General features: G+C 33.0%; 22 protein-coding genes. 6 read left to right on the top strand and 16 right to left on the bottom strand.

The window, feature by feature from the left end; translation table 11 throughout:
* The first annotated feature begins 19 nt into the window (after positions 1–19).
* Entirely contained in the window at positions 20–1066 is a 1047-nt protein-coding gene (gldB, locus tag H510_RS0114740; RefSeq protein WP_036693073.1) for a gliding motility lipoprotein GldB, read from the top strand.
* Positions 1063–1851 (top strand): patatin-like phospholipase family protein, encoded by a 789-nt coding sequence (locus H510_RS19065; RefSeq protein WP_036693071.1) that lies wholly within the window; start codon positions 1063–1065, stop codon positions 1849–1851. Before gldB ends, H510_RS19065 begins: the two co-directional genes overlap by 4 nt.
* A gap of 37 nt (positions 1852–1888) precedes the next feature.
* On the opposite strand, the gene H510_RS0114730 is transcribed toward H510_RS19065, so the two are convergent.
* Positions 1889–2074, bottom strand: coding sequence for a hypothetical protein (locus tag H510_RS0114730; protein ID WP_026905011.1), 186 nt, complete (start codon positions 2072–2074; stop codon positions 1889–1891).
* Between the two features lie 121 nt (positions 2075–2195).
* Here H510_RS0114730 and H510_RS0114725 point away from each other — a divergent pair, with 121 nt between their 5' ends.
* Positions 2196–2660, top strand: coding sequence for a hypothetical protein (locus tag H510_RS0114725; RefSeq protein ID WP_155977996.1), 465 nt, complete (start codon positions 2196–2198; stop codon positions 2658–2660).
* Positions 2661–2794: 134 nt separating this feature from the next.
* On the opposite strand, the gene atpG is transcribed toward H510_RS0114725, so the two are convergent.
* The 9 genes from atpG to H510_RS0114675 all read right to left on the bottom strand — a co-directional run bounded on the left by atpG (position 2795) and on the right by H510_RS0114675 (position 10006).
* Complete coding sequence (atpG, locus tag H510_RS0114720; RefSeq protein WP_026905009.1) at positions 2795–3676, bottom strand: ATP synthase F1 subunit gamma; 882 nt, start codon at positions 3674–3676, stop codon at positions 2795–2797.
* Between the two features lie 78 nt (positions 3677–3754).
* Positions 3755–5329, bottom strand: a complete 1575-nt coding sequence (atpA, locus tag H510_RS0114715) for a F0F1 ATP synthase subunit alpha (protein WP_026905008.1) — start codon at positions 5327–5329, stop codon at positions 3755–3757.
* Between the two features lie 42 nt (positions 5330–5371).
* A complete protein-coding gene (gene atpH, locus H510_RS0114710; RefSeq protein ID WP_026905007.1) occupies positions 5372–5920 on the bottom strand; it encodes an ATP synthase F1 subunit delta in 549 nt (182 codons plus the stop codon).
* A gap of 76 nt (positions 5921–5996) precedes the next feature.
* Positions 5997–6491 (bottom strand): F0F1 ATP synthase subunit B, encoded by a 495-nt coding sequence (atpF, locus tag H510_RS0114705; RefSeq protein ID WP_026905006.1) that lies wholly within the window; start codon positions 6489–6491, stop codon positions 5997–5999.
* A 95-nt stretch (positions 6492–6586) separates the two neighbouring features.
* Complete coding sequence (atpE, locus tag H510_RS0114700) at positions 6587–6802, bottom strand: ATP synthase F0 subunit C (protein WP_026905005.1); 216 nt, start codon at positions 6800–6802, stop codon at positions 6587–6589.
* Positions 6803–6998: 196 nt separating this feature from the next.
* A complete protein-coding gene (gene atpB / locus H510_RS0114695) occupies positions 6999–8099 on the bottom strand; it encodes a F0F1 ATP synthase subunit A (protein ID WP_026905004.1) in 1101 nt (366 codons plus the stop codon).
* Positions 8100–8499: 400 nt separating this feature from the next.
* Positions 8500–8733, bottom strand: coding sequence for an AtpZ/AtpI family protein (locus H510_RS0114685; RefSeq protein ID WP_026905002.1), 234 nt, complete (start codon positions 8731–8733; stop codon positions 8500–8502).
* Positions 8699–9133 (bottom strand): bactofilin family protein, encoded by a 435-nt coding sequence (locus H510_RS0114680; RefSeq protein WP_026905001.1) that lies wholly within the window; start codon positions 9131–9133, stop codon positions 8699–8701. Before H510_RS0114680 ends, H510_RS0114685 begins: the two co-directional genes overlap by 35 nt.
* A 9-nt stretch (positions 9134–9142) precedes the next feature.
* Complete coding sequence (locus H510_RS0114675; RefSeq protein WP_026905000.1) at positions 9143–10006, bottom strand: M23 family metallopeptidase; 864 nt, start codon at positions 10004–10006, stop codon at positions 9143–9145.
* 106 nt (positions 10007–10112) lie between these two features.
* On the opposite strand from H510_RS0114675, the gene porW reads away from it, so the two are divergent.
* Genes porW through uvrC form a run of 3 tightly spaced genes read left to right on the top strand, consistent with a single transcriptional unit; the run spans position 10113 to position 17075 of the window.
* Complete coding sequence (gene porW / locus H510_RS0114670; RefSeq protein WP_026904999.1) at positions 10113–13016, top strand: type IX secretion system periplasmic lipoprotein PorW/SprE; 2904 nt, start codon at positions 10113–10115, stop codon at positions 13014–13016.
* Between the two features lies 1 nt (position 13017).
* Positions 13018–15264, top strand: coding sequence for a transglycosylase domain-containing protein (locus H510_RS0114665; protein WP_026904998.1), 2247 nt, complete (start codon positions 13018–13020; stop codon positions 15262–15264).
* A gap of 11 nt (positions 15265–15275) precedes the next feature.
* On the top strand, positions 15276–17075 hold the full coding sequence (gene uvrC / locus H510_RS0114660) for an excinuclease ABC subunit UvrC (protein WP_026904997.1): 1800 nt from the start codon (positions 15276–15278) through the stop codon (positions 17073–17075).
* A 123-nt stretch (positions 17076–17198) separates the two neighbouring features.
* On the opposite strand, the gene H510_RS0114655 is transcribed toward uvrC, so the two are convergent.
* The 6 genes from H510_RS0114655 to H510_RS19055 form a co-directional block, all read right to left on the bottom strand.
* On the bottom strand, positions 17199–17615 hold the full coding sequence (locus H510_RS0114655; RefSeq protein WP_026904996.1) for a type II toxin-antitoxin system VapC family toxin: 417 nt from the start codon (positions 17613–17615) through the stop codon (positions 17199–17201).
* Complete coding sequence (locus tag H510_RS0114650) at positions 17612–17863, bottom strand: DUF6364 family protein (RefSeq protein ID WP_026904995.1); 252 nt, start codon at positions 17861–17863, stop codon at positions 17612–17614. Before H510_RS0114650 ends, H510_RS0114655 begins: the two co-directional genes overlap by 4 nt.
* A gap of 122 nt (positions 17864–17985) precedes the next feature.
* Entirely contained in the window at positions 17986–19284 is a 1299-nt protein-coding gene (locus H510_RS0114645; protein WP_026904994.1) for a Fic family protein, read from the bottom strand.
* Between the two features lie 304 nt (positions 19285–19588).
* Positions 19589–21688 carry a DUF262 domain-containing protein gene (locus H510_RS19685; protein ID WP_051291279.1) on the bottom strand — a complete coding sequence of 700 codons (2100 nt, stop codon included), beginning with the start codon at positions 21686–21688 and terminating at the stop codon, positions 19589–19591.
* Between the two features lie 2 nt (positions 21689–21690).
* Entirely contained in the window at positions 21691–23493 is a 1803-nt protein-coding gene (locus H510_RS0114635) for a DUF262 domain-containing protein (protein WP_026904993.1), read from the bottom strand.
* A 73-nt stretch (positions 23494–23566) separates the two neighbouring features.
* Positions 23567–24017, bottom strand: a 451-nt coding sequence (locus H510_RS19055) for a transposase (protein ID WP_036692408.1), incomplete at its 5' end; no start/stop codon positions are given.

The raw sequence follows: 24017 nt of genomic DNA, 5'->3' as shown, positions 1-24017 counted from the left end.
TAATTAAAAATTTAACTTTATGATTCTTAAAATAAAAATCTGTCTCAAAAGTACTTTTTTTTTTCTGATATGCTTAGTTTGTTGTATATCATGTAAGCAAGAAAATAAAGTTGATGTTAGCCATATTAATATAGAGCTTACTATCAAAAGGTTTGACCAAGACTTAGCTAAAGTAAACCCAAACCAGCTTGCTACAGCATTACCTCCATTACAAAAAGAATATGGTGCTTTTTATCAAGATTATTTTGAGAAAATCTTAAATACGGGACCAACATCTGATACCGCTTATTATCCTATTGTAAAAGATGTTTTATCCGGGGCTCCTTATCAGGATTTACAAAAAGAAACACAAGCAGTTTATCCAAATTTAGATGCTCAAATTCCTATACTTACAGATGCTTTTAAACATGTAAAATATTACTATCCCAAAATTAAAATACCAACATTAATCACCTATATTTCTGGTTTTCAGGTACAAACACCTATTGGAGAAAATTATATTGGTATTGGCTTAGACATGTTTTTAGGCCCTGATTCTAAGTTTTACCCCGCTTTGGTAGAAAGTATTCCAAGATACATCAGCAGAAGGTTTACACCGGATAACATCACCCCGAGGGTAATGGAAGTATTGGCTCGTGAAGAGTTATTTCCAGAATCTGATGCAGAAAAAAGCTTGTTGGATAAGATGATTTACAATGGAAAGATTCTTTATTTTTTAAGTAAAGTACAACCTACCATTGCTGATAGCATACTTATTGGCTACACCAAAGCACAAGCCGAATGGGCAAGCAATTTCGAGTCTGATATTTGGGCTTATTTCTTGAGTGAGGATTTACTTTATGATACTGATTATTTAAAAATACAGAAATACTTATCAGAAGCCCCATTTACACCAGGCTTAGGCGATAAGAATAATTCCGCACCAAAACTTGGTTTATTTATTGGCTGGCAAATTGTAAAGCGCTATATGCAAGAAAATCCTGAAACAACTTTACAAAAACTGATGTTAGAAAAAGACTATCAAAAAATATTAAAAGCATCTAAATACAAGCCCAATCAAAAATGAAAATAGGTATTGTTTTAAGCGGAGGCGGGATAAGAGGAATTGCACATTTGGGTGTTTTAAAAGCCCTAACGGAAAAGAAAATTCCTATCCACCAAATTACAGGTACTAGTGCAGGCGCTATAGCAGGAGCTTTGTTCGCTAATGGAATAGACCCTTATGAAGCTTTAAATATCTTTAAGAAAACGCCACTACTTCGCTTATTTAGATTAGCCATAGGTAGGCCAGCACTGTTAAAACTAGAATCTACTTTTCCACTTTTTCTAGATTACCTTCCTCATAACAGCTTTGAAAAGTTAAAAATACCTTTAACCGTTACCGCTACTAATTTTAATACGGGTAAGTTAACTTATTTCAGTTCGGGTACTTTGATTGATAAGGTGATGGCTTCTAGTTGTATACCAGGTATTTTTAACCCGATAGAAATAGAAGGAGATTTTTATGTTGATGGTGGAGTGCTTAACAATTTCCCTTTAGAGCCTTTACAAAATAACTGCGATTACATTATTGGTTCTTCTTGCAACCATTTACCGGTGATACAAAAGCTCAGGAATATGAAGCATGTGATAGAAAGAGCTGCTACTTTATCCACCAATCATGATATGGAAGAAAAAAGAAAAGGAGTAGATATTTTAATTGAGCCTCATGGTTTAGGAGAAACTGGTCTTTTTGATATTAGCCGGGCCGAAGAAATATTTTGGATAGCCCATGAAGAAGCTTTAAAGCAAATACGCGAGAGTGAATCTTTAACGCAAATTATATTAAGCTTAAAAAAGAAAAAGCCCTGAAATATTCAGAGCTTTTATAAATATGATTAAGATTTCATTAGTCTTTTAAAATTTTGAATACTCCGCCAATAGAGATAAATGCACCAATGAAAGTTAAAGCCCATCCAATTAAGTCTACAACAGTAGAGTGCTCTATAAATTGCTTAATGTATACACCAAAAAGAGTTACAAAAACTCCAAGGATAATTACTTTATAATGAGAAGGGTTGTTTGCGTTTACCATAACTTAAATATTAAAGCTTTATGCCTGCAAAAATATAAAATAGTTGGATATAGTAGCTAATTTATTTTATAAAATTGTAGCAGTTCTACATTAGAAAACGTAAGGTTGTTTAAAACAAAAGATGATGAAACTTAAATATCTTTTATTTATACTCTTATTTCAGCTAAGCTTTTTCATCATAAGCTGCAATACTCAGGATGATGGAAAAATTTGTCCGGCAGTATTATGCGCTGCTCCTGTTCAAAATTTAAGACTTAAAATTACTGATAGGAGTTTAAACAGCCTCATTTTCAATTCGTCTAAACAGCAACAAGCAGATTTAAGCATCTATAGTTTTAGACTAAAAGAAAACATCAGTTTTAAGATTGATAGTACAGTAAGCACAACCAGATACATCAGCTTCCAAACAGCTATTTCAGATGAGTTTATTATAAAAGTTGGCACTGTTTTATCTGATACTTTAAAAGTAGAAACCAAATTCATTGATCAGGATTGCTGCGGTACTTTGCAAATTACCAAGCTATCTTTTAATAATAAAGTATTACCACTTACTGCAGATAATACCATCATCTGGGAAAAACCTTAACAATATATATTTATACATTAACCTTAACGCCTCTTTAACCATAATGGTAAAGAGGTGTTTTTTATAACACTGATGAAACAAAAAAAGAGGATAGTTTCCTACCCTCTTTTAAAATATCTGTATTAAAATTGAACTTATCCGTTAGATAATGCAGCTGCACCACTTACAATCTCAGAAAGTTCTGTAGTAATAGCTGCTTGACGAGCTTGGTTATAAGCCAATTTCAATTTCTTAAGCAAATCTCCAGCGTTATCAGTAGCTTTATCCATAGCAGTCATCCTTGCGCCATGCTCAGAAGCGTGAGAATCTAAAACAGCTTTGTAAAGTTGTATTTTAATATTTTTAGGAATCAATTGCTCTACAATTTCTTCTTTAGAAGGCTCAAGAATATAGTCTGTATTAGAAACCTGTTTCTCAGAACGCTCTGCTTTAGGCACTGGCAATAATTGCTCTACCGTTAAAATCTGCATTGCTGCGTTTTTAAACTGGTTGTAAACAACTTCTACCTTATCATATTGCCCTTTAACAAAGGCATCCATAACGCTTTCTGTAATTGCAGAAACGTTCTCAAAATTAAGATTTGAGTAAAGCTCGTTATTGTTGCCAATAACATTATAATTGCGCTTCTCATAATAATCTTGAGCTTTTTTCCCAATAGCTATGATGTGAAGATTACCACTTTTGTGGTAAGAATCATATTTTTCTGCTATTAAATTATTAGCAGTTTTTATTGCATTTGTATTAAAAGCTCCGGCTAACCCACGATTAGAGGTTACTACAATTAATAGTACATTTTTAACTTCTCTTTCCTGAGTATATACAGATACCCCATCTTCTAAACTAGCAGAAAGATTAGCTAAAATCTCTTTTAGTTTATTAGCATAAGGACGTAATTGTATAATAGCGTTAGTAGCTCTCTTTAACTTAGCAGCCGAAACCATTTTCATAGCTTTGGTAATCTGCTGAGTAGAACTTACAGATGCAATTCTAATTCTTACTTCTTTTAAATTTGCCATTTTCTAGTATTGAGAATTGAGTAGTGAGTATTGCGATTGATTTACTCCATACACGATACACCCTACTCAATACTAAAATTAATATTTATCAGAAACCTCTTTTGCTACTGTTTCTAAAACACTTGTTAAGCTATCATCAAATTTACCAGCTTTTAAGGCTGCCAAAACTTCTGGATGACGTTGCTCTAATTGTGTAGTATACTCTAATTCAAATTCTCTTACTTTATTTACAGGTACATTTCTCATTAAATTTTTAGTACCAGCGTAAATAATAGCAACTTGTTTTTCAACCGTTACCGGAGAGAACTGACCTTGCTTTAAGATTTCTACGTTACGAGCTCCTTTATCTAAAACCAATTTAGTTGAAGCATCTAAATCTGAACCAAATTTAGAGAATGCCTCTAACTCACGATATTGTGCTTGGTCTAGTTTCAAAGTACCCGCAACTTTCTTCATGGATTTAATTTGAGCGTTACCACCTACACGTGATACAGAAATACCAACGTTAATAGCCGGACGAACACCCGCATTAAATAAGTTAGACTCTAAGAATATCTGACCATCAGTAATTGAAATTACGTTGGTAGGGATATAAGCAGAAACGTCACCCGCTTGAGTTTCGATAATTGGTAATGCTGTTAAAGAACCACCACCCTTTACGATACCTTTGATAGACTCTGGCAAATCGTTCATTTGCTGAGCAATAGAATCGTTAGAGTTAATTTTTGCAGCTCTTTCTAACAAACGACTGTGAAGATAGAATACGTCTCCAGGGTAAGCTTCACGACCAGGAGGACGTTTTAATAATAAAGATACCTCGCGGTAAGCTACTGCTTGTTTAGATAAATCATCATAAACAATTAAAGCTGGTTTACCTGTGTCACGGAAGAATTCGCCAATTGCTGCACCAGCAAATGGAGCATAGAATTGCATTGGAGCAGGATCTGCTGCAGAAGCTGCAACAACAATGGTATAAGCCATAGCACCTTTTTCGTCAAGCGCTTTTACAACGTTTGCTACAGTACTTGCTTTTTGGCCAATGGCTACATATATACAAAATACAGGTTGTCCTGCATCGTAAAATTCTTTTTGATTGATGATGGTATCAATACAAACTGCTGATTTACCAGTCTGACGGTCACCAATAACCAACTCACGCTGACCACGACCGATAGGAATCATCGCATCAATTGCTTTAATACCTGTTTGTAATGGCTCGGTAACTGGTTGACGATAGATTACACCCGGTGCTTTACGCTCCAAAGGCATCTCGTAAGTTGTACCTGTAATAGGGCCTTTACCATCAATTGGCTGACCAAGCGTGTTAACCACACGACCTAACATACCTTCACCTACTTTAATAGATGCGATACGTTTTGTTCTTTTAATGGTGTCACCTTCTTTTATCTCATCAGAAGCTCCTAACAATACCACCCCAACGTTATCTTCTTCAAGATTTAGCACTATACCTTGTAAACCAGTTTCAAACTCAACTAGCTCACCAGCTTGTACTTTAGTTAAACCATAAACACGGGCAATACCGTCACCCACTTGGAGTACAGTACCAACCTCTTCTAATTCAGTTTCAGACTTGAATCCCGACAATTGCTGACGTAAAATCGCCGAAACTTCATCTGGTCTTACCTCTACCATCTTTTATTTATTTAAGATATTAATTTTTATTTTTTTACTTAATTAAGCTACTACTCTTTGTGCAAAATCCTTTTTAAGCTGATTTAATTTGCTTGAAATACTAGCATCAAATTGCTTATCACCAACGGTTAAAACAAAACCACCTATTAAACTTTCGTCTATAGTAGCATTTAATCTAACCTCACCACCTGTAACTTCTTTTACTTTAGCAATAATGTCTGCTTTTGCAGCGTCTGATAAAACTGTAGCAGATGTTACCTTAGCGGTTACAATATTTTTGTATTGGTTGTATTGGTTAAGAAACTCTTTAGCAGTCCCAAATAGCACTTCAGCTCTTGCTTTATCAATAACAATTTTTAAAAAAGCTTTAGTTGTAGCATGCACTTTATCTCCAAAAATTGCAACTAAGATGCTATTTTTCTTTCCAATTGGAATAATTGGATTTTTAAGTACAGCTTGTAACTCAGTACTTGCTTTAACTGTATCTACAAATAATTGCATATCACCTTTTACTTGTTCTAAAGCATTTTGCTCTTTTGCAAGGTCTATAAGTGATTTAGCGTATCTTGATGCTACTTTTATTTCTGACATTTTTTTAAAAGTTTAATTCAAAAATCAAAATCCAAAACTTAAACATCGTTTTGAATTTTAAATTTTTACTTTTTATTTAGCTCAGCTTAACATCCTTTAATAACTCGCCCACAAGTTCTTCTTGCTTTTGCTTATCATTAAACTGCTGACGCATAATTTTTTCTGCAATTTCTAAAGATAAAGAAGCAACTTGGTTTTTAACCTCATCTAAAGCCGCTATCTTTTGGTTATTAATCTCTAATTTTGCTTTCTCAATTAATTTAGCACCTTCTGTCTGAGCCTGTGTTTTAGCCTCATTAACAATCTGATCTTTAATTTCTTTAGCTTCTTTTAATATAGCATCACGCTCTGCTTTAGCTTGTTTTAAAAGGGCTTCATTTTCATTTGATAAACGAGCCATTTCTTGCTTAGCTAATTCTGCTTTGTTTAAAGCATCCTCAATAGAACGCTCACGCTCATGAATAGCGCCTAACATGGGCTTCCATGCTAATTTCTTTAAAATAACAAGTAAAATTAGAAAGGATACTAATGTCCAGAAAACCAATCCAATACTAGGAGTTACTAATTCCATAAAAATTTATATATATTATTACTAATGAATGTCTTTTTAAAAACCGGAAATAAAGCCAATCGCTAGATTTCCGGTTTTGTTAATGATAATGATCCTTATGCAGGATTGTTACCTAATAACGCAACTACCACACCGAATAAAGCAACACCTTCTACAAGTGCCGCAGCGATGATCATAGCAGTTTGAATTTTTGAAGCAGCCTCTGGCTGACGAGCAATACCTTCCATTGCTTTACCACCTACTTGACCGATACCAATACCAGCACCGATTACTGCTAAACCTGCACCTATTGCAGCGATTGAACCTACCATAACTTTAATTTATTATATGATTGTTAAACAAAATGTTTCTATTTATTGAGTTGGGTTAGTTTGTTAGTTGATAGTTTTTCAGAAATAAAGCACTATTCATCTAAACTTTATTAACCTTTCTATTTTATTTTTAAAGTTTTTAACTTCCTTTTATTAAGAAATCTTTACTCTTTTCTCTTTAAATCCTTATTCTCCGTTAATGATGATGCTCTTCAACTGCTGTACCTATAAACAATGCCGTAAGCATGGTAAAAATAAAGGCTTGCAAGAAAGCAACTAAAAGTTCTAATACATCCATAAACAAAACGAAAGCAACTGATACCGGAGCGATAGCTAATGTTTTAAAGATGAAAATCAGAGATATTAAACTTAATACGATAATGTGACCAGCTGTAATGTTTGCAAACAAACGAACCATTAGAGCGAAAGGCTTAGAGAAAACTCCAATAATCTCTACTACCCACATGATTGGTAATAACCAAAAAGGAACATCTGGTTTAAAGATATGCGCCCAGTAGTATTTATTACCATTGATATTAACAACTACAAGAACGATAAACGCTAATACCATAGTAACTGCTATATTACCAGTTACGTTTGCACTACCTGGGAAAATAGGTACTAAGCCTAACAAATTATTAAACCATATAAAAAAGAATATGGTTAATAAAAGAGGCATAAATTTCTCGTATTTATATCCAATATTAGGACGAGCAATATCATCTCTAACAAATACAATTAAGGGCTCTAACCAAGATTGTAAACCTTTAGGTGCTTTTCCAACACGTTTTTTATAAGAACCTGCAACACTAATAAAAATCACTAAAATTAAAATAACTGATATAAACATAGCAGCTACGTTTTTAGTGATTGAAAAATCTAAAATAGAAACAGACTCATCAATAGTACCATCAGCTTTTAAAACTTTAATATGCTCATGCTCATTTGCATAAGTATAATACTTACCAGCATAAGGTTTTGCTGCATGATGCTCATCCATTAAATTAGCTGAAGAAAAAATTTCTAAACCTTGAGGAGTATATAAAATAACTGGAAGAGGTAAACTTGTGTGACCCCATAAGTGCCAGCTATGCGCATCGCTGATGTGCTCTAAAATAGTTACCGTTGGATCAAATTTTTCTTCTGCTGCGGCATGATGTCCTGCTTCTGCTCCTGCCGGTTCAATGGTTGCATTTTCTTGATTTGAATAGGCATTAAATGACAAAAACGCTAAAAAAAGTGCGAATAACGCCTTTAATCCAAAATTTTTATAATTTAAAATGTGGCTAAAATCCATTGATTCCGTGTTTTTTACTTTTTAATTTGGTGGCGCAAGTTAAGTAACAAACAATAAATTTCAAAGGTCGTAAAGGATAAATAAATAGAAAAAAAATTTATAACGAATAAAATAGGGTCTATTTTAAACTTACTGAGGTAAAAAAGAACAACTATCATGCTGATTAACAGCCTGATAACTATAGCGCCCATCACTACAAAAACTTGTCCCTCACCTCCTTTTTGTATCCCAATAAAAGAAACAAAGAAAACCATAAGGGTAATGACTGCCATGAAGCCAAATATTACCCAAAATTTAGGAATGAAAAAAGCTTGCAAACCTAATGGCCCTTGAAGCAAGCTAGCCAAGCCAATTAAGAAAAGCGTAAAAATGGTAAACCAGATAAAAAATTTTGAAAGACTCAATTTGAAGATTTATTAATTCCTTTTAATACTGTATAAATCGCGATGATAACGCCAAGTAAACTTAATATACCTGTGATGATAGGTGTTTTACTAGCTCTAGACTCGTCTATTTTATATCCTACAAAGGTAAAAACTCCTATGATACTAAACATCTGAAAAGCTAATCCAGAATATTTAATGTAATTATTTACAGTTTTAAGCGGTGGCTTCTTGTCTTTCTGCTCTAACATCAAATATTTTTTTCTTTTCTGAAATAGATTTGGTTTGAGATAAACCTGTTTGGCAATGACCAGTAAAATTAGCCCCGTTTTCTACCACCAATTTATTAGATACAATATCGCCATTAACTTGAGCGGTAGCTTTTAAATATAATGTTTCTGAGCTGGAAATGTTACCATTTACCAAGCCAGATACTTCTGCCGAGTCTGAATGTATATTACCATTAACTTCACCGGTTTGCCCAATAACTACTTTTGCTTTAGATAGTAAGTTACCCGTTATTTTTCCATCAATCCTGATATCTCCACTGGTTTCCAAATCACCTTTAATTTGGGTACCCACACCAACAATATTGATAGCGCCTGCTTTTTGCTCGCCTTTAATGGCATCTTCCTTTTTTTTCCGAAACATGACTTGTGTTTAAAAGGTTATATAATTTTCTGGGTTAACTGGCGAACCGTTTAGCCAAAGTTCAAAATGCAAATGTGGCCCGGTTGTGTATTCTCCGCTATCGCCAACTACGGCAATTACCTCTCCTGCCCTCACGAAGCTACCAACTTTCTTTAACAATGCAGAACAATGCTTATAAAAAGATAACATATTGTTTGCATGCTGTATGGCAATGACATAGCCTGTTTCTGGCGTAAAATTTGAAAAAACCACTGTACCATCTAGTGTAGACTTGATGTTTTCATTCTTCCTGGTTACCACATCAACTGCGTAATGTTGTTGAGTATTATCAAATTTCGATGATATTTTCCCTTTCACCGGGCTAAAAAAAGAGAAAGTTGCTATACCACTCTTTGCTCCGGTGCTACCTTCACTTAAATCAAATCGGCCTTCAGACTCTATAAGCTTTCTAAGCTCCTTTTCATCATCAGAAATTTTTTGATTCAATTTTATACTATCAGATTTGATGTTATTATTTTTTGGCTTAGCTAATTTATCTTCATCTGGTTTACCACTGATGATTTGATTAAGATTGGCGAGGTATACATCATTTGCCTTCACTAATTTTTCTAAGGAATCTATCTTGGCGTAGGTAGAAATAATGTCTCTTTTATTATCAATATCGGCAACACCGGTTATGTACTCTCTTAATGGAGTTATTTTAATGATTACGATGGTTAAAAAAACTAACACAATAGCAAAAGCAGATGTTCCTATTAATAAATACCATAAGGATGCTCTAAACGATGCTTTTTCTTCAAAAGTATCATCGTTTAAAATAACTAATTTATATTTTTCCTTTAAGCGGGCCGAGAGTTTTTTTCTTTTACTCATCCTTTCCTAAATATTCTGCTCTTATTAATATCTTTACGATAGTGTGAATATTGGCAATATAAAATAAATTTGCTCGTATTTAGTTGTAATATTTAAAATCAATATTTTGAAATTTCATAAAACTAATGGTCTTTTTAGACTATTTATCATATTTATTATAGTTTTTTCTTCGGGTTGCTTCATCAAAAAGAAAGGTAAGAAAACTTCCATGATGAAGAATATAACAGCACATTACAACATTTATTACAATGCGTCTGAAATTCTTAGAGAATCAGAAATCAATATTAGAAATCTTCATAAGGATGATTATAACCAAATTCTTGATATTTATCCCTTACCTACAGAGAGTGGTTCATCATCAGAATCTGAAAATTTAAATGAAGTAGTGAACCGGGCTAATAAAATAGCCCTTGAAAAATTTGAAAGTAGATGGGTAGATGATGCTTTTTTACTGTTAGCAAAATCAGAATATCTAAAAGGAAATTACTACAATGCTTTAGAATATTTCGGTTATGTGGGTAGCAATTATCCCGAAGAAAAGAAAAACACACTTGAAGGGCTTATCTGGCAAGGAAAATCTTACTTTGCTATAAACAATTATGCTTTGGCAGATACCATACTGCAAAAGGCTTACGCAAAGAATCTTAAGTACCACAGAGCCCAGTTAAATGCCGCACTAGCACAAAGTTACCTATACAAGGAAGATATAGATTCGGCCATCTTTCATCTTCAAAAAGCGGTTAATTTCACTAAAAATCGTTACGAGAAAACCAGGTGGACATTCATTTTAGCACAGCTTCAGGAAGAAAATAATCAGTTGGAAGACGCTTACTCTAATTATTCTAAAGTAGTTAAAAGTAATGCAGCTTTTGAAATGTCTTTTAATGCAAATTTAGCTCGTATTAAACTAGAGGAAAATGCTAGTGGGAAAGATTTTAATAAAATTGCAACGCTTAAAAGATTGCTAAAAGAAGATAAAAACAGAGAATTTAAAGACCAAATTTATTATCAAATTGGAAATACCCTTTTACAACAGGAAGATTTGGCACAGGCCCAAGAGTATTATCAATTATCTGCACATACTATCCCTGGCTCTCAAAAACAAAGAGGTTTATCTTATTTAAAACTAGCTGAAGTGAGTTTTGATTCCTTGAAGAATTATACCCAAGCACAACTTTATTATGATAGTACTTTGCAAAGTTTACCTAAAGAGTATCCGGGTTACCAAAACATTGTGATAAAAGCCAATAACTTACAGTATTTAGCCCAACGCCTAACCTTAATAGAGAAAGAACAGGAGTTATTGATGCTTTCTACGTTAACCAGTGAGGCCAGAGAACAATACATCAATGAAAAAATACAAGTTAAAGTAGAAAAAGAAGCTGTTAAAAGGCAAGAAAATGCAAATTTGGCTTTTGTAAGTATACCCGAGGCATCTGCAAGTAATAAAAATGCAGGCTCTTTTTACTTTAATAATCCTTTAGCAATAAGCCAAGGAATGAGTGATTTTAAGAAGAGATGGGGAAACAGAAAATTACAAGATAACTGGAGAATAAGTGGAAGTTCTTCTGCAAATAATAATGCTGCTGGTTTAGCCAATAATTTGGGTAGCATCAATAATAATTTAAGTACAAGAGCAGAGAATATCGACTCTTTAAAAGCTGATTTTTTAAATACGGTGCCTTTAACCAACGAAAAAAGAACTGCATCTTTAAACAAAATTAAAACAGCCCGCTACGAAATTGCCCTTTTTTACAAAGATGTATTGGATGATAAAATAGCATCTATAGAGGCTTTGGAAATGCTTGTGAAAGACTACAACCCTCAAGACGAGAAACTGGCCGAAATTTATTACCAACTTTATAGAATTTATCAAGATATAAACCCTCAACAATCTGATAAATATAAAGCTTTATTAACGGATTATTTCCCTCAATCTATTTACGCTAAAGCTATCATTAACCCAAACTTTAACAAAGCAGACCAAGCTGTGTTAAATGATTTAAACGCAAAATACGAGGCTATATTTAAGCTCTATCAACAAAAAGAATATCAAGAAGCTATTGAAAAAATAGAAAATTTAAGTCCTAAATTTGAAAATTTTCCAGACCTAGCTCCTAAATTTTTATACCTTAAAACAATGGCATTGGGTTATACTCAAAAACCAAATATTTTTGTAGAACAACTGCAAAAAATTATTACTGATTATCCTACAGACACCATTACTACACCAACTATAAAAACGCAACTAGCCTTTATCAATAATAATAAAACAAACTTTTATAGCAGGCCAACTGCTTTATTAGCTTATCACCCAAATCAGTCTCAAACATCTACTAAACCAAATGTAGTTATACTTGATATACCTAAAGTTGAGGATGAGGAAATTGCCATTTCAAAAAAGGCGGTACAACCAATTGTTGAGACAAAAATAGATCAAACAAAAGAAAACAAGCCAAAACCAAATATAGAAATTGCCGCAAAAAAGCCCGAGAAAGACATTAAACCTGTAATAGAAAAACCTGTTGAGAAGAATATAGAACCAAAAGAAGAAACTAAAACGTTAACAAAACCAGCAGAAAGCCTTGTTAAAGAAGAAAAACCAGCTGACATAGAAACTGTAAAACCAACGCCTAGCAAACCGGCTGCTATTATATTCTCTAATAATACTAGGGTGCAACATGTCATTATCATTAACATTAAAGATGCAAAAACTAACGTAGCCAAACCTTTTGCAGAACTTACCAAGTATTTTTATGCTAAATTTGCACCATCAACAGTTAATTTAACAATCAGAACCGTGAGCACCACGGATAAATTAATAGCTATACGAGCGCAACTTAATAATAAAGATTTAGCTGAAAAAGCTTTACTTGAGTTAGAAAAAGAATTGCCTACAATTCTTAATTTACCAGCTTCAGCGTATAGAAAGTTTGTAATTTCTGAGCCTAACTTACTGTTGATAAAGGATACAGAAAGTTTAAACCAGTATTTAAATTATATAAAATAACATGCAAAGAAAAGAAAGCCTTTCTTTAGAAGATATCAAAAAGTATAACCGTATTTTTTGGAAATGTATTGCTGGATTTATAATTTTTCTAATTTTAGTTCTTAGTGCAACTGGTTTAGGCTTGTTTGGAGAGCTCCCTTCGTTCAGAGATTTAGAAAACCCTAAAAGTAACCTTGCATCTTCAATACTATCAGAAGATAAAGTTGAATTAGGTAATTACTATGTACAAAACCGTTCAAATATTAGATTTAAAGATATTTCTCCTAATGTGATTAACGCATTGGTAGCCACAGAAGATGTAAGATTTTTAGACCACTCTGGTATAGATTTTAAAAGAACATTTACCATTATTTTTTATAACCTCATCGGGAAAAAGCAAGGCGCAAGTACCATCACACAACAATTAGCCCTAAACCTATTTTCAGATAAAGCCAGAGAAAGATCAGTCATTAAAAGAATTCCTCAAAAACTTAAAGAGCTTATTGTAGCGGTTAAATTAGAAAGGAATTATACCAAAGAAGAAATCATCACCATGTATTTAAATACGGTAGATTTTGGAAATAATTCTTTCGGGATAAAAGCCGCTGCTCGTACTTACTTTAATACAACACCTGCAAAACTTAATCCGGCACAGGCCGCTACTTTAGTAGGTATTTTAAAAGGTACCACTTTATACTCGCCCACCAGAAACCCAGAAAGAGCTTTAGGGAGACGTAACCTGATCATGCAAAAAATGGTAGATGAAGGTTTTCTGGAGCAGCCAAAAGCTGATGAGTTAAAAGCCCAAGATTTAAATTTAGAGCTTAACAGAACCAGCCATAGTGAAGGACTAGCTACTTATTTTAGAGCTGTTTTAAAGAAAGATATTCAGGAAACTTTTGAAAAAATGTCTATCAGAAAAGCTGATGGAAGTAGTTATGATTTAGATAGAGATGGATTACGAATATATACCACCATCAATTCTAAAATGCAACGCTATGCAGAAGAGGCGCAGAAAGAGTACATGAAAACGTTGCAACAGCAATTTAATGCACATTGGAAAGGCAGAGATCCTTTTAAAGGAAACGAAAATCTGATTATTCAAGGTATGAAACGCTCTGATAGGTATAAGATGTTAAAAGAAGAAGGGCTTTCTGATGAAGAAATCAAAGATAATTTCAATACACCAACATCCATGGAAATTTTTAGCTGGAGGGGTAATATTGATACCATGATGAGACCTATAGATTCTATCAAATATTATAAAATGATATTAAGAAATTCTATGATGGCTATGGACCCTAAAAGTGGCGAAATCAAAGCCTGGGTTGGTGGTATTAGCTTTGAGCATTTTAAATACGACCAAGTAAAAATGGGAACCCGCCAAGTAGGCTCAACGGCAAAACCTTTTACTTATGCTGTAGGTATAGATAATGGATTATCTCCATGTTATCAGGTAAATAATGTACCTTTTACCGTAACTGGTTACGGTGAGCCATGGACCCCAAGAGGACACGGTTCTATACCCGGATATATAACTTTAAGGAAAGCCCTTGCTAACTCTCAAAACTTTATAACAGCATGGGTGATGCAGCAAGTAGGCCCTACAGCAGTTGCTGCTTTAGCCAAGAGAATGGGTATAACCACAGATGTACCTCCCTATCCGTCTATCGCATTAGGTTCTTTTGAAGCTTCTGTTTATGACATGACTGGCGCTTACAGTGCTTTTGTAAATCATGGTGTTTGGACAGAACCTACTTATTTGTTAAGAGTAGAAGATAAAAACGGCAATGTATTGTATGATAGGAAACCTAAAGTGGTACAAGCTTTAAATGAACAAACCGCTTATGTAATGACTTATATGCTTAAAGGTGTGGTAGAAGAAGGTACCGGAGTTAGGTTAAGATACCGCTATGGATTAAGCAACCCCATAGGTGGTAAAACCGGAACCACAAACGATAACTCTGACGGTTGGTTTATGGCTGTAACACCACAATTAGTAGCCGGAGTTTGGACTGGATGCGAAGACAGAGCCATACATTTTAGAAGCACCAATTTAGGCGAAGGAGCAAATACTGCATTACCAGTTTTTGCACTCTTTATCAAAAAAGTTTATGCAGATACGTCTTTGGGCATCAGAAAAGGAGATTTTGAAGCCCCAGCAGGTGGTTCTTCTATAACTTTAGATTGTAGCCAATATCAAGGTTCTGATACAGGTACCAGCACCAAAGGAAATAAAGAAGATTTAGACCAACGTTTAGGGTTTTAATTCTATTTATCATGCTATTTGATTACAAAGCAGCGTTAAAAAACATACCGCATAGGCCTGGTGTTTATCAGTATTATGATGATGCTAACGAGCTGATTTATATTGGGAAAGCCAAAGATTTAAAAAATAGAGTTAGCTCTTATTTTAATAAAGACAATTATAAAGTTAATGCCAAAACAAGAGTACTGGTAAGCAAAATCAGGAATATAACTTTTACCATTGTAGACTCTGAAGTTGATGCCTGGTTACTAGAAAATAGCCTCATCAAAAAGCATCAGCCGCGTTATAATGTCATGCTTAAGGATGATAAAACTTATCCTTGGATTGTGATTAAAAACGAAAAATTTCCACGTATACAATGGACACGCCGTATCGTAAAAGATGGCTCAAAATACTTAGGTCCTTACCCATCCGTAGGGATGATGCACTCTATCCTAGGCTTAATTAAAGAAACTTATCAGCTACGTACTTGCAGCTTGCCACTTACACAACCCAATATTGTAGCTGGTAAGTTTAGGGTTTGCCTAGAATATCAGATTGGAAATTGTAAAGGCCCTTGCGAGGGTTTACAAAACGAAGCCGACTATAATCAATCTATTGATGAAATTAAGGATATCTTAAATGGCAAAATAAGTGGTGTATTACGCAATTTAAAAGAGCAGATACTAGAAGCTTCATCACAACTTAATTTTGAGCTTGCGCATCGTTTACAAAAGAAATACGAGCTTTTAGAAAAATACCAGAGCAAATCTACCGTTGTAAACTCTTCCATTACTGAAGTAGATGTCTTTAGTATCGCATCAGAAGAAAAAATTGCTTTTGTAAATTATCTCAAAGTAATGCATGGCACCATTATCCAAACGCAAACCATTGAGATGAAAAAGAAGCTTGATGAGACGGATGAAGAGCTCTTAAGTTTAGCGATATCAGAATTTAGAAGCAGATATCAAAGTAAATCTAAAGAGATTGTGGTGCCTTTTGAGATAGATATTGATGATGATAAACTAACTTTTACAGTACCTAAACAAGGTGAAAAAAAGAAACTGCTAGACTTATCTATGAAGAATGTTTTATTCTTTAAAAAGGATAAAATAGAACAATATGAAAAGCTAAATCCTGATTTAAGAACCGAACGTTTGCTTACACAAATGCAAAAAGACTTGAGACTGAAAGAGCTACCTAAGCATATAGAATGTTTTGATAACTCTAACTTTCAAGGGAAATATCCGGTTTCTGCTATCGTTGTTTTTAAAGATGCTAAACCTTCTAAAAAAGACTATAGGCATTTTAACGTTAAAACAGTTGAGGGGCCAAATGATTTTGCTACGATGGAAGAAGCTGTTTTTAGGCGCTACAAAAGATTACTAGAAGAAGGCGAATCCTTACCTCAATTAGTAATTATTGATGGTGGTAAAGGACAATTATCTTCGGCTGTAAAAAGCTTAAAAGCTTTAGGTATTATGGATAAACTAGCTGTTATTGGTATCGCCAAAAGGCTAGAAGAACTTTACTATCCCGGAGACCAATATCCTTTGTACTTAGATAAAAAATCAGAAACATTAAGAATCATACAACATTTACGAGATGAAGCGCATAGGTTTGGAATAACTTTCCACCGTAAGAAACGAGACCAAGGTACTTTGCAAACCGAGCTTGAATTGATCGATGGCATCGGTAAAACATCTGCTGAAAAGCTTTTAAAAAGATTTAAATCTGTTAAAAAGATAAAAGAGGCACAAGAACAAGAACTGCTAGAAGTTGTAAATTTAAAACAAGCCAAAGCTATCTTAGATTTTTTTGCTAAAAACTAAAAAGGTGCTTTTTTGCTATGTTTACAATAGCCTCGCTAAGCTGCGGCTATAGTTCTAATTTAGTAGGTCTGAAAAACGAGGGAGCTTACACAACAGTTATGACTGTTGTGCGGAGTCTTACTTTTAAGAGATACTTTTTATAAATTCTTCTGCTGACATTACCGGAAGTAAAGAGTTTTTGAAATCTTTTGCATTTCTAGTTATGATAACTTCACATCCAGAATCAACAGCGCAAAAATATTGTAAAGCATCCTCAAAATCTTCAAAATTAGAGTTTAACCCTTTTTCAATGATAGTTTCATCTATGCTAGAGATTTCACAAAGAACTTTAAATTTTCTCAATTTATCTTTAGCAACTAAAATTCCTTCAAACTTTGAAAGAAAATAGTTTACAGTAGCAAATGAAATAGGAGAAACAATTATTTGTAGTTTCTTCTGATCAGCCAATGTTGCAACCTGAGCAATTGAATAATAAAACGGTTCTCTTTCACCAAGCAGATCAAGTATTACGTTAGTATCTAAATAAACCCTTTTACTCATTTGTATTTGTTCATAAGATGTTCTGAATACTCTTTTTTATAATCCAAGTCGGTCGGTATTTTTTTACCCGAACTCAAACTTTTTACAAATGGAGAGATTTCTATTGAACGATCATTCTTAGCATCATTAGTTAAGGAGTTTAAGTAGTTTTCAATGATTCTTGATAAACTAACTTTTTTTTGAGAAGCATAAATTTTCGCTTTCTCAATTATTTCTTGATTTAGTTTCAACGTTAATTTAGCATCCATAACATTTTTATCATACGTACAAATATACAAATAAAATCCGTACAGCTTCCATTTTAACGGTGTCTTAGATTTTGCAAAACGTAAACTACTCGTTAGATTATATTCTAATTACGATGAATGAATTATAATTTGTATCTTGTCAATGTGTTTTCAAATGTTGAAGATTTTAAAAAGTTTTGTTTTTGCTTGTTCACTTGGATGATTTCTAAAAAACCTAATTCAACTAATGATTTTAAATCTGTTCTTGCAGTAAAGTTTGACACATTGAATCTTGATTCCATTTCTTTAGCGTTTAGAATTCTGTCTGGGTCATCGTGTATTATTTTTAAAATTTGTGCCATTCTATCATTTACTCCCGGTATTTTCATAAACTTCGCAGCTTGGAACACTTCTTTCTGTTTTCGGTTGATATACTCTTTCAATGCATCAAATGCTTTTTCCATCGTTCTAATATGATAGGTAATGAAGTAAGTCAAATCATTTTCATCTATTTCCGAATAGAGGTATGCTTTTTCATATTGTGATTTGGAATCTTTGATAATTCTTGAAATAGACAAATATTCCGTTAGCCAATATCCCTTTTTAAGCATATACCAATAAAATACAGCCCTTGCAGTACGCCCATTTCCATCTGTAAAAGGATGTATCCAGCCAATCATAAAATGAATAATACATCCTTTAATTATAGGGTGGATAAATTCTTCGGTGTCAGTATTGAAAAACAGACATAGGTCATCTATGAGTTTTTTAAGATCAGATTTTAAAGGAGGTGTGTGTACAATCTCACTATGAACATGATTTACTACATGTACATCATCGTTTTCTCTGAATTTTCCTTCATCATCTTTATCATCTAATGTATTACTGGTTATTAGTTTATGAATGTATAACAAATTCTCTGCTGTCAAATCTTCACTTTTTTGTTGAACAATATGTTTCATAGTAATGAAATTGTTCAAAATCATTTGCTCAGATTTGTTTTTAGGCTTTTTCTCTTGCTGAATCATTTCTTTAGCCTTTTTTCTAGTAGTATTAGCTCCTTCCATTTGGCTACTAGAAATAGCCTCTTCCATTATAGAGCTCATCATAAACTTAGTCTTATCAGTTTCAGCAATACCGATATTACTGCCCAATGTTCCACCAATATGCATATCAAATTGATGTAAGGATTTTTGAATATAATCTGTTACTACATAATGAAACTTAAACGAATGAAATTTAAGTTCTTTTCTTCTCAGAAATCGAAATAGCTTTATTGCACTCCACAGTTCTATAGGAGTACAGTCTTTAGCTTTATATTTTATAATGTCCCAATATAAATATTCATCTTGTATTTTCTGTAGATTTCCATCCATCTGAAACTTAACCATGAGTGGTATAGTTTGGTCTGTTTTTTCAATTTGTGGCGCTTGTTCAATCATTTTAGATTCAAAATATTTTGAGAACTTAAAGATAAATAAAAACCACGAGGTTTTAGATAAATCTCGTGGTTTTTATTGGTTCGAGTTTAGTATATCAAACTTAATTTCTTAAACCCTTTATATCTGAACTAAAATGAGCCTTTTAGAGACTCGCTTTTTTTACAAACAATAAAACACCAAAAAAAATGAGCCTAGCTTATATCAGCTTTAAATAACGTTTCTTTACTTAATAAAATGATTTTATATAACTTTTTAGTGAGTTGTGCAACAGTTACGCCTGTTACCACTAGTGCTTCCTTTCAATTTATTCTCCATTTGCCCAATTCAAAATTAATTCAAAAGGGTTTCTTTTTTTATTACCCCCGATTACTTCTATATCCAAAGTGTTGTTTTCATTTAGCCCAAGATTATATCTGAACTGTTGGTTATAAGTTTGAAAAATTGGATTTGTTGATTGAAAATATTGACAACCTTCTATGCCATTTGTGAAAAGTGATTTATATCCAGTTTCCTTTGCAAGCCATCCGAAATTAAAATTATGGTTTTTAAAGAATTGAATATAAGTTTGATTATAAATTCTTTCACTTATGATGTAGTAAAGAAAGAGCTGGTCTTTAACTCGTTTAATCTCTGAGAAGTCATTGAATTTTTTCGCTAATGATAAAATAAATTCTTTTTGAATTTTTTTAATGTAATCCAGCAAGGATAATTTGGATTTGGCAAACCTTTTAGCAAACAATAGAATTGCTGGATGTTTTTTAAATAATCCAGAATAGACCAAACGTGATTCATAAGTTTGAGTGTAAAGCGTTGTATTTAAAAAATTACCCCAAATTGGATTAAAATCTTGCTTTGAAATTTCTTTATAACCTTCAAAAGTTAAACCTAGCACCTTTAACTGTTTTTCCTCGTAAACAATTGATTCTAGTTCATAGTCTTTGAAATTTTCCTCTGAATCAACAAATGGTATTTTTAAAATATTCGCAATATTTCCTTTAAAATTTTTGCTGTCTTCTATTTCAAATAGCAAGCTTTTAAAACCACTAAATTCCTGTATCAACTTTGCTTTAAAAACTTCTTCTTTTCTCTGGTCAACATTAAATCCTTGCAATTTATTTTCATCTTTCAACTCAAATAATACCGAATAAACATTTTCATCTGCAATAAGATTTTTCAATGATGATATTAGCCTTGGCCATTCACGTCTTGAGTTATCTGGAGTATTTTCAATTAAGTTCCTAACTACTCTTATAAAATCTAATAAATTGACCTTTGGCTTCTTATCAAAACTGTACAAAAGTGTTGAGAAATAAATAAACAGCTCGTTTGTATCTCGTTTGTTGCTTAGTATGGATTTTAGAATACTATGCAAAGACTCACCTTCCCATAATATGGCTTGGTTAAATTCCTTAACCTCTTTAATATAATCAAACGAAAATATCAGAAATTTTAAGTTTTCTTCCTTTGAGTACACTTCTCTAAGAACTCTGAAATCTAAAAAGTCGCTTTCGTAGGATTCTGCTCTAAACTTCGCATCCTTAAAATACAGCATCTCGGTCAAAAAACTTAAATATGCCATAAAAGGACTATCGATGATAAAAGAATTCGAAGCCCTATAATCCCATAAATTGTCCACCCATTCGTATTCAATTTTGTCCTTTACTACCTCTAATAATGAATGATTGTACCTGATAATCTTTGAAAATTCAGATTTAAAATTTTCAAATTCCGTGAGCATCTTACCCCTTGCGTTCATTCTAATGTAAAGGTTCTCAGTTAACCCGAATTGGTCTAAATCGGTAAAATAAAAAGTTACTAAATCACTATTATCCCCAATTAATTGGTCTAAAAGCCCTATTGGAGCTTTTAATAGAACTTCGTTGTTAGCAAATGTATCTAACATATTCAGCATACCCGAAACAGTTGGGTCGTGTTTCCATTCTTCATTAAACCAAACCGAATCTTCTATTTCATTTTTGATTTCAGATAAATTATCAATTGTTTCCACACCTAATAGTAATTTGCAAAAATCGTGAGCAGAAGGTCGTGTTTCATAGGTAAACCTTAATAGTACATCTTTTATTTTAGCAAGACGATTCTCTTTAATTGCTATAAAAAAATGAAGAAGAAACAGCGTTGTAAGTCTTTGTTGACCGTCTAATGGAATGAAAATTTTTTGTTTTTCATCTTCCTTTAACTCGGTTAAAATTGAACCATAGACAAAATCCAATTCAATTTTTTCATCAGACACTATAGACTTGATTAAATAATCATTTACAAACTTATTTCTCAATTTCTCCACATCAGCAGTATTTCTACCTTGTGCATAGTCTCTTTGAATAATTGGCACTTCAATTTTATTGTACGTATTACATAATTCCCAGAAAGTAAATTTATTACTCATAGTTACTTGCTTATTTGACTTAAATATGGTTTTAACAATTTCTCAATGTCTTCATAATACTTTTTCTTATCCGCCTTACTCCAATAGTATGGTTGTAAATCAGAATCGGTATAATATTTTAAAAAAACATTTTTTGTTGTAAGTGGGATGTATTTTCCTTCTTTTTCTAATTGAAGGATTTTACTCCTTTTTACAGGGAAAATCGCATTGTTTAAAGAAGAGTTGTGCTTACCTGACAACAGTGCAAGATTGTCTAATACGTGAACCGATTCAGAATCAAAAATTTGAATCAGGTCATTTTTTATTTGATTGAACAGTTCCTCATTAATTTTATCTTGGCTTAGTAAATCTAAAATTCTCGTTTTAAAATCTTCATTTACTGATATGGTTTTTTGCTCATCGTCAGATTCTATATCAATTTTTTTGATGTCTTTAATTGCTTCAAAAGTATCTTCCAACCATTTTCTAATTGCTTTCTGTTCTTTCATTTCTTTTGATTCTTGGGCGTGAATATGCTCTATGCTCCACCCTCCATCGCTTTCCATTTTTTTATACAAGTTGAAAGGAAATCTGTTTTTTTGTGCTTTTTGCGTCAATACAGATGTGGCGATATTATGTAACAGAAAAACCTTTTTCAATTCCCCTGTGCCTCTTTCATAAGAAAGATTGTTTAAATCAATATCGGATACTTTCTTTTTTACTTCGCCTATTGTCCATTCTTTAAACGCTGTCTTAGTGCAATTTGAGTTTTCAATGATAGTGCGTATTGCCTTTATAGGATTGTCATCTAAAGCCAGAACAAACCCTATATGATGATACAAATAATCATTTTCAAACCAGTATTTTAGTTTTCCAAAATATTCTTTGGTTTGATTCCATAACCTGATAGCATTATTTTTTTCTTCAACAGGATTTTCTGATTTGATTTCCTTTTCAAACCATAAGTAGGTTGAGTATTTCTTATCGTTATTGACAGCAATTAGTTTAAAAATAAATTCAATTGTAGATGATGTTTCTTCCAACTGCTTGCTGTTGAGAAAATACCAAAACTCATCATTTCTCAATTCCATTTCTATTCTGTGCCACTCGTTTGAAATTTCAGCTTGCCTTAGTATAGCTTCTCTGTCGCTTAAGCCGTGTTTAATTTTTGAGAGCAGTAATGCTCTGATTAGTTCTGCATCGGTTAATGGAATTTTGCCAATATTTAAACGATTAAAAATGTCAATCTTCTTACTTTCAACTTCATCTTTATCTTTAATTCCTTTTAGCTCCTCTATCTGATACCAAATAATTTCAACTTTTTTGGTCAGGGTTGAATTAAAGTCATCTATGTAACCAACATCATTTTTAGTTTTTTCTTCAAACCATTCTTTCACAATTTTATATGCCTGACTCATAAAATGAAAATCCGGACTTTCATCATTATAGGATTCTGGGGAAAGTGATTCTAAAAAAGTAGTGCTTTTACACCTTTTCTCGAATTTAATAGAATATCTAGGACGCTTGAGATAGTTAAAAATGATATTCATTGTAATCAATCGCTGCTGTCCATCAATGACTTCCCAAATATTTATTCCATTTTCATCGGTAGTTGGCACTAATACAATGGGTTGCAAACAATACTTTTTTTCGTCAGTAAGCATAAAATTATGAATGTCTTCCAGCAAAGCAGAAACGTGTTCTACATCCCATCTGTAGCCCCTTTGATAATAAGGAATTAGATAATGTTCAAATCTTGGATTTCTGTCAGGTGTTTTATCATTCAGGATGATTTTCCCGACGGGTATTAATTCTATTAGATTCATTCTTACTTTATTGTGTTATTTGAAGAGGAATGTTGTTTTTAGCATTAGTGGTAACGTCAGTCCGTCTAAAAACCTAAAATAGGTTAAAGTCGAGCTTATCAGGAGTTAAATATAAGCGATTATAGCGCATTAAAAAATCTGTAGTTTTCACTTTTGCTTTCATGCTATAAGAAATAATTGTTGCTGATAAGTGCTTAAAATAAGCCTTCTGTAGCAGCAAAATCAAGGCAAGTACTTTGAGGTACTCTTTCAGTAGGTTTTTATCAATAATATTGAATATCCTTCGCAGGTTAAAGGCGGTAAAGATAAGCCCTACATCAGCTGATGCGTGGTTAATGGTTTTCTTTGTCATGATATAATAGAAATCCCACTGCCTTTTGATGATCCCGAAGGGATGCTCTACTATTGCCTGCCGCTTCCGGTAAATTTCTTTGTTAAGCTCGATTCGTTGTTTATTGGCTTCAATGACCTCTGCATGTTCAGTTCGCTCTATCAATCTGCCTGCTTTGTTCTTGGTGCAGCTC

Origin of the sequence: Pedobacter glucosidilyticus DSM 23534 (assembly GCF_000425145.1) — a bacterium.
In the GTDB taxonomy this organism is placed as follows: Bacteria; Bacteroidota; Bacteroidia; order Sphingobacteriales; family Sphingobacteriaceae; genus Pseudopedobacter; species Pseudopedobacter glucosidilyticus.
The sequence above is the reverse complement of the archived record's forward strand: the minus strand, read 5'-3'. Positions and strand labels throughout refer to the sequence as shown.

Bases quoted from the DNA above. Each gene is read 5' to 3' on its own strand.
- gldB (WP_036693073.1), top strand. From the start codon at position 20: ATGATTCTTAAAATAAAAATCTGTCTCAAAAGTACTTTTTTTTTTCTG.
- H510_RS19065 (WP_036693071.1), top strand. From the start codon at position 1,063: ATGAAAATAGGTATTGTTTTAAGCGGAGGCGGGATAAGAGGAATTGCA.
- H510_RS0114730 (WP_026905011.1), bottom strand. From the start codon at position 2,074: ATGGTAAACGCAAACAACCCTTCTCATTATAAAGTAATTATCCTTGGA.
- H510_RS0114725 (WP_155977996.1), top strand. From the start codon at position 2,196: ATGATGAAACTTAAATATCTTTTATTTATACTCTTATTTCAGCTAAGC.
- atpG (WP_026905009.1), bottom strand. From the start codon at position 3,676: ATGGCAAATTTAAAAGAAGTAAGAATTAGAATTGCATCTGTAAGTTCT.
- atpA (WP_026905008.1), bottom strand. From the start codon at position 5,329: ATGGTAGAGGTAAGACCAGATGAAGTTTCGGCGATTTTACGTCAGCAA.
- atpH (WP_026905007.1), bottom strand. From the start codon at position 5,920: ATGTCAGAAATAAAAGTAGCATCAAGATACGCTAAATCACTTATAGAC.
- atpF (WP_026905006.1), bottom strand. From the start codon at position 6,491: ATGGAATTAGTAACTCCTAGTATTGGATTGGTTTTCTGGACATTAGTA.
- atpE (WP_026905005.1), bottom strand. From the start codon at position 6,802: ATGGTAGGTTCAATCGCTGCAATAGGTGCAGGTTTAGCAGTAATCGGT.
- atpB (WP_026905004.1), bottom strand. From the start codon at position 8,099: ATGGATTTTAGCCACATTTTAAATTATAAAAATTTTGGATTAAAGGCG.
- H510_RS0114685 (WP_026905002.1), bottom strand. From the start codon at position 8,733: ATGTTAGAGCAGAAAGACAAGAAGCCACCGCTTAAAACTGTAAATAAT.
- H510_RS0114680 (WP_026905001.1), bottom strand. From the start codon at position 9,133: ATGTTTCGGAAAAAAAAGGAAGATGCCATTAAAGGCGAGCAAAAAGCA.
- H510_RS0114675 (WP_026905000.1), bottom strand. From the start codon at position 10,006: ATGAGTAAAAGAAAAAAACTCTCGGCCCGCTTAAAGGAAAAATATAAA.
- H510_RS0114665 (WP_026904998.1), top strand. From the start codon at position 13,018: ATGCAAAGAAAAGAAAGCCTTTCTTTAGAAGATATCAAAAAGTATAAC.
- uvrC (WP_026904997.1), top strand. From the start codon at position 15,276: ATGCTATTTGATTACAAAGCAGCGTTAAAAAACATACCGCATAGGCCT.
- H510_RS0114655 (WP_026904996.1), bottom strand. From the start codon at position 17,615: ATGAGTAAAAGGGTTTATTTAGATACTAACGTAATACTTGATCTGCTT.
- H510_RS0114650 (WP_026904995.1), bottom strand. From the start codon at position 17,863: ATGGATGCTAAATTAACGTTGAAACTAAATCAAGAAATAATTGAGAAA.
- H510_RS0114645 (WP_026904994.1), bottom strand. From the start codon at position 19,284: ATGATTGAACAAGCGCCACAAATTGAAAAAACAGACCAAACTATACCA.
- H510_RS19685 (WP_051291279.1), bottom strand. From the start codon at position 21,688: ATGAGTAATAAATTTACTTTCTGGGAATTATGTAATACGTACAATAAA.
- H510_RS0114635 (WP_026904993.1), bottom strand. From the start codon at position 23,493: ATGAATCTAATAGAATTAATACCCGTCGGGAAAATCATCCTGAATGAT.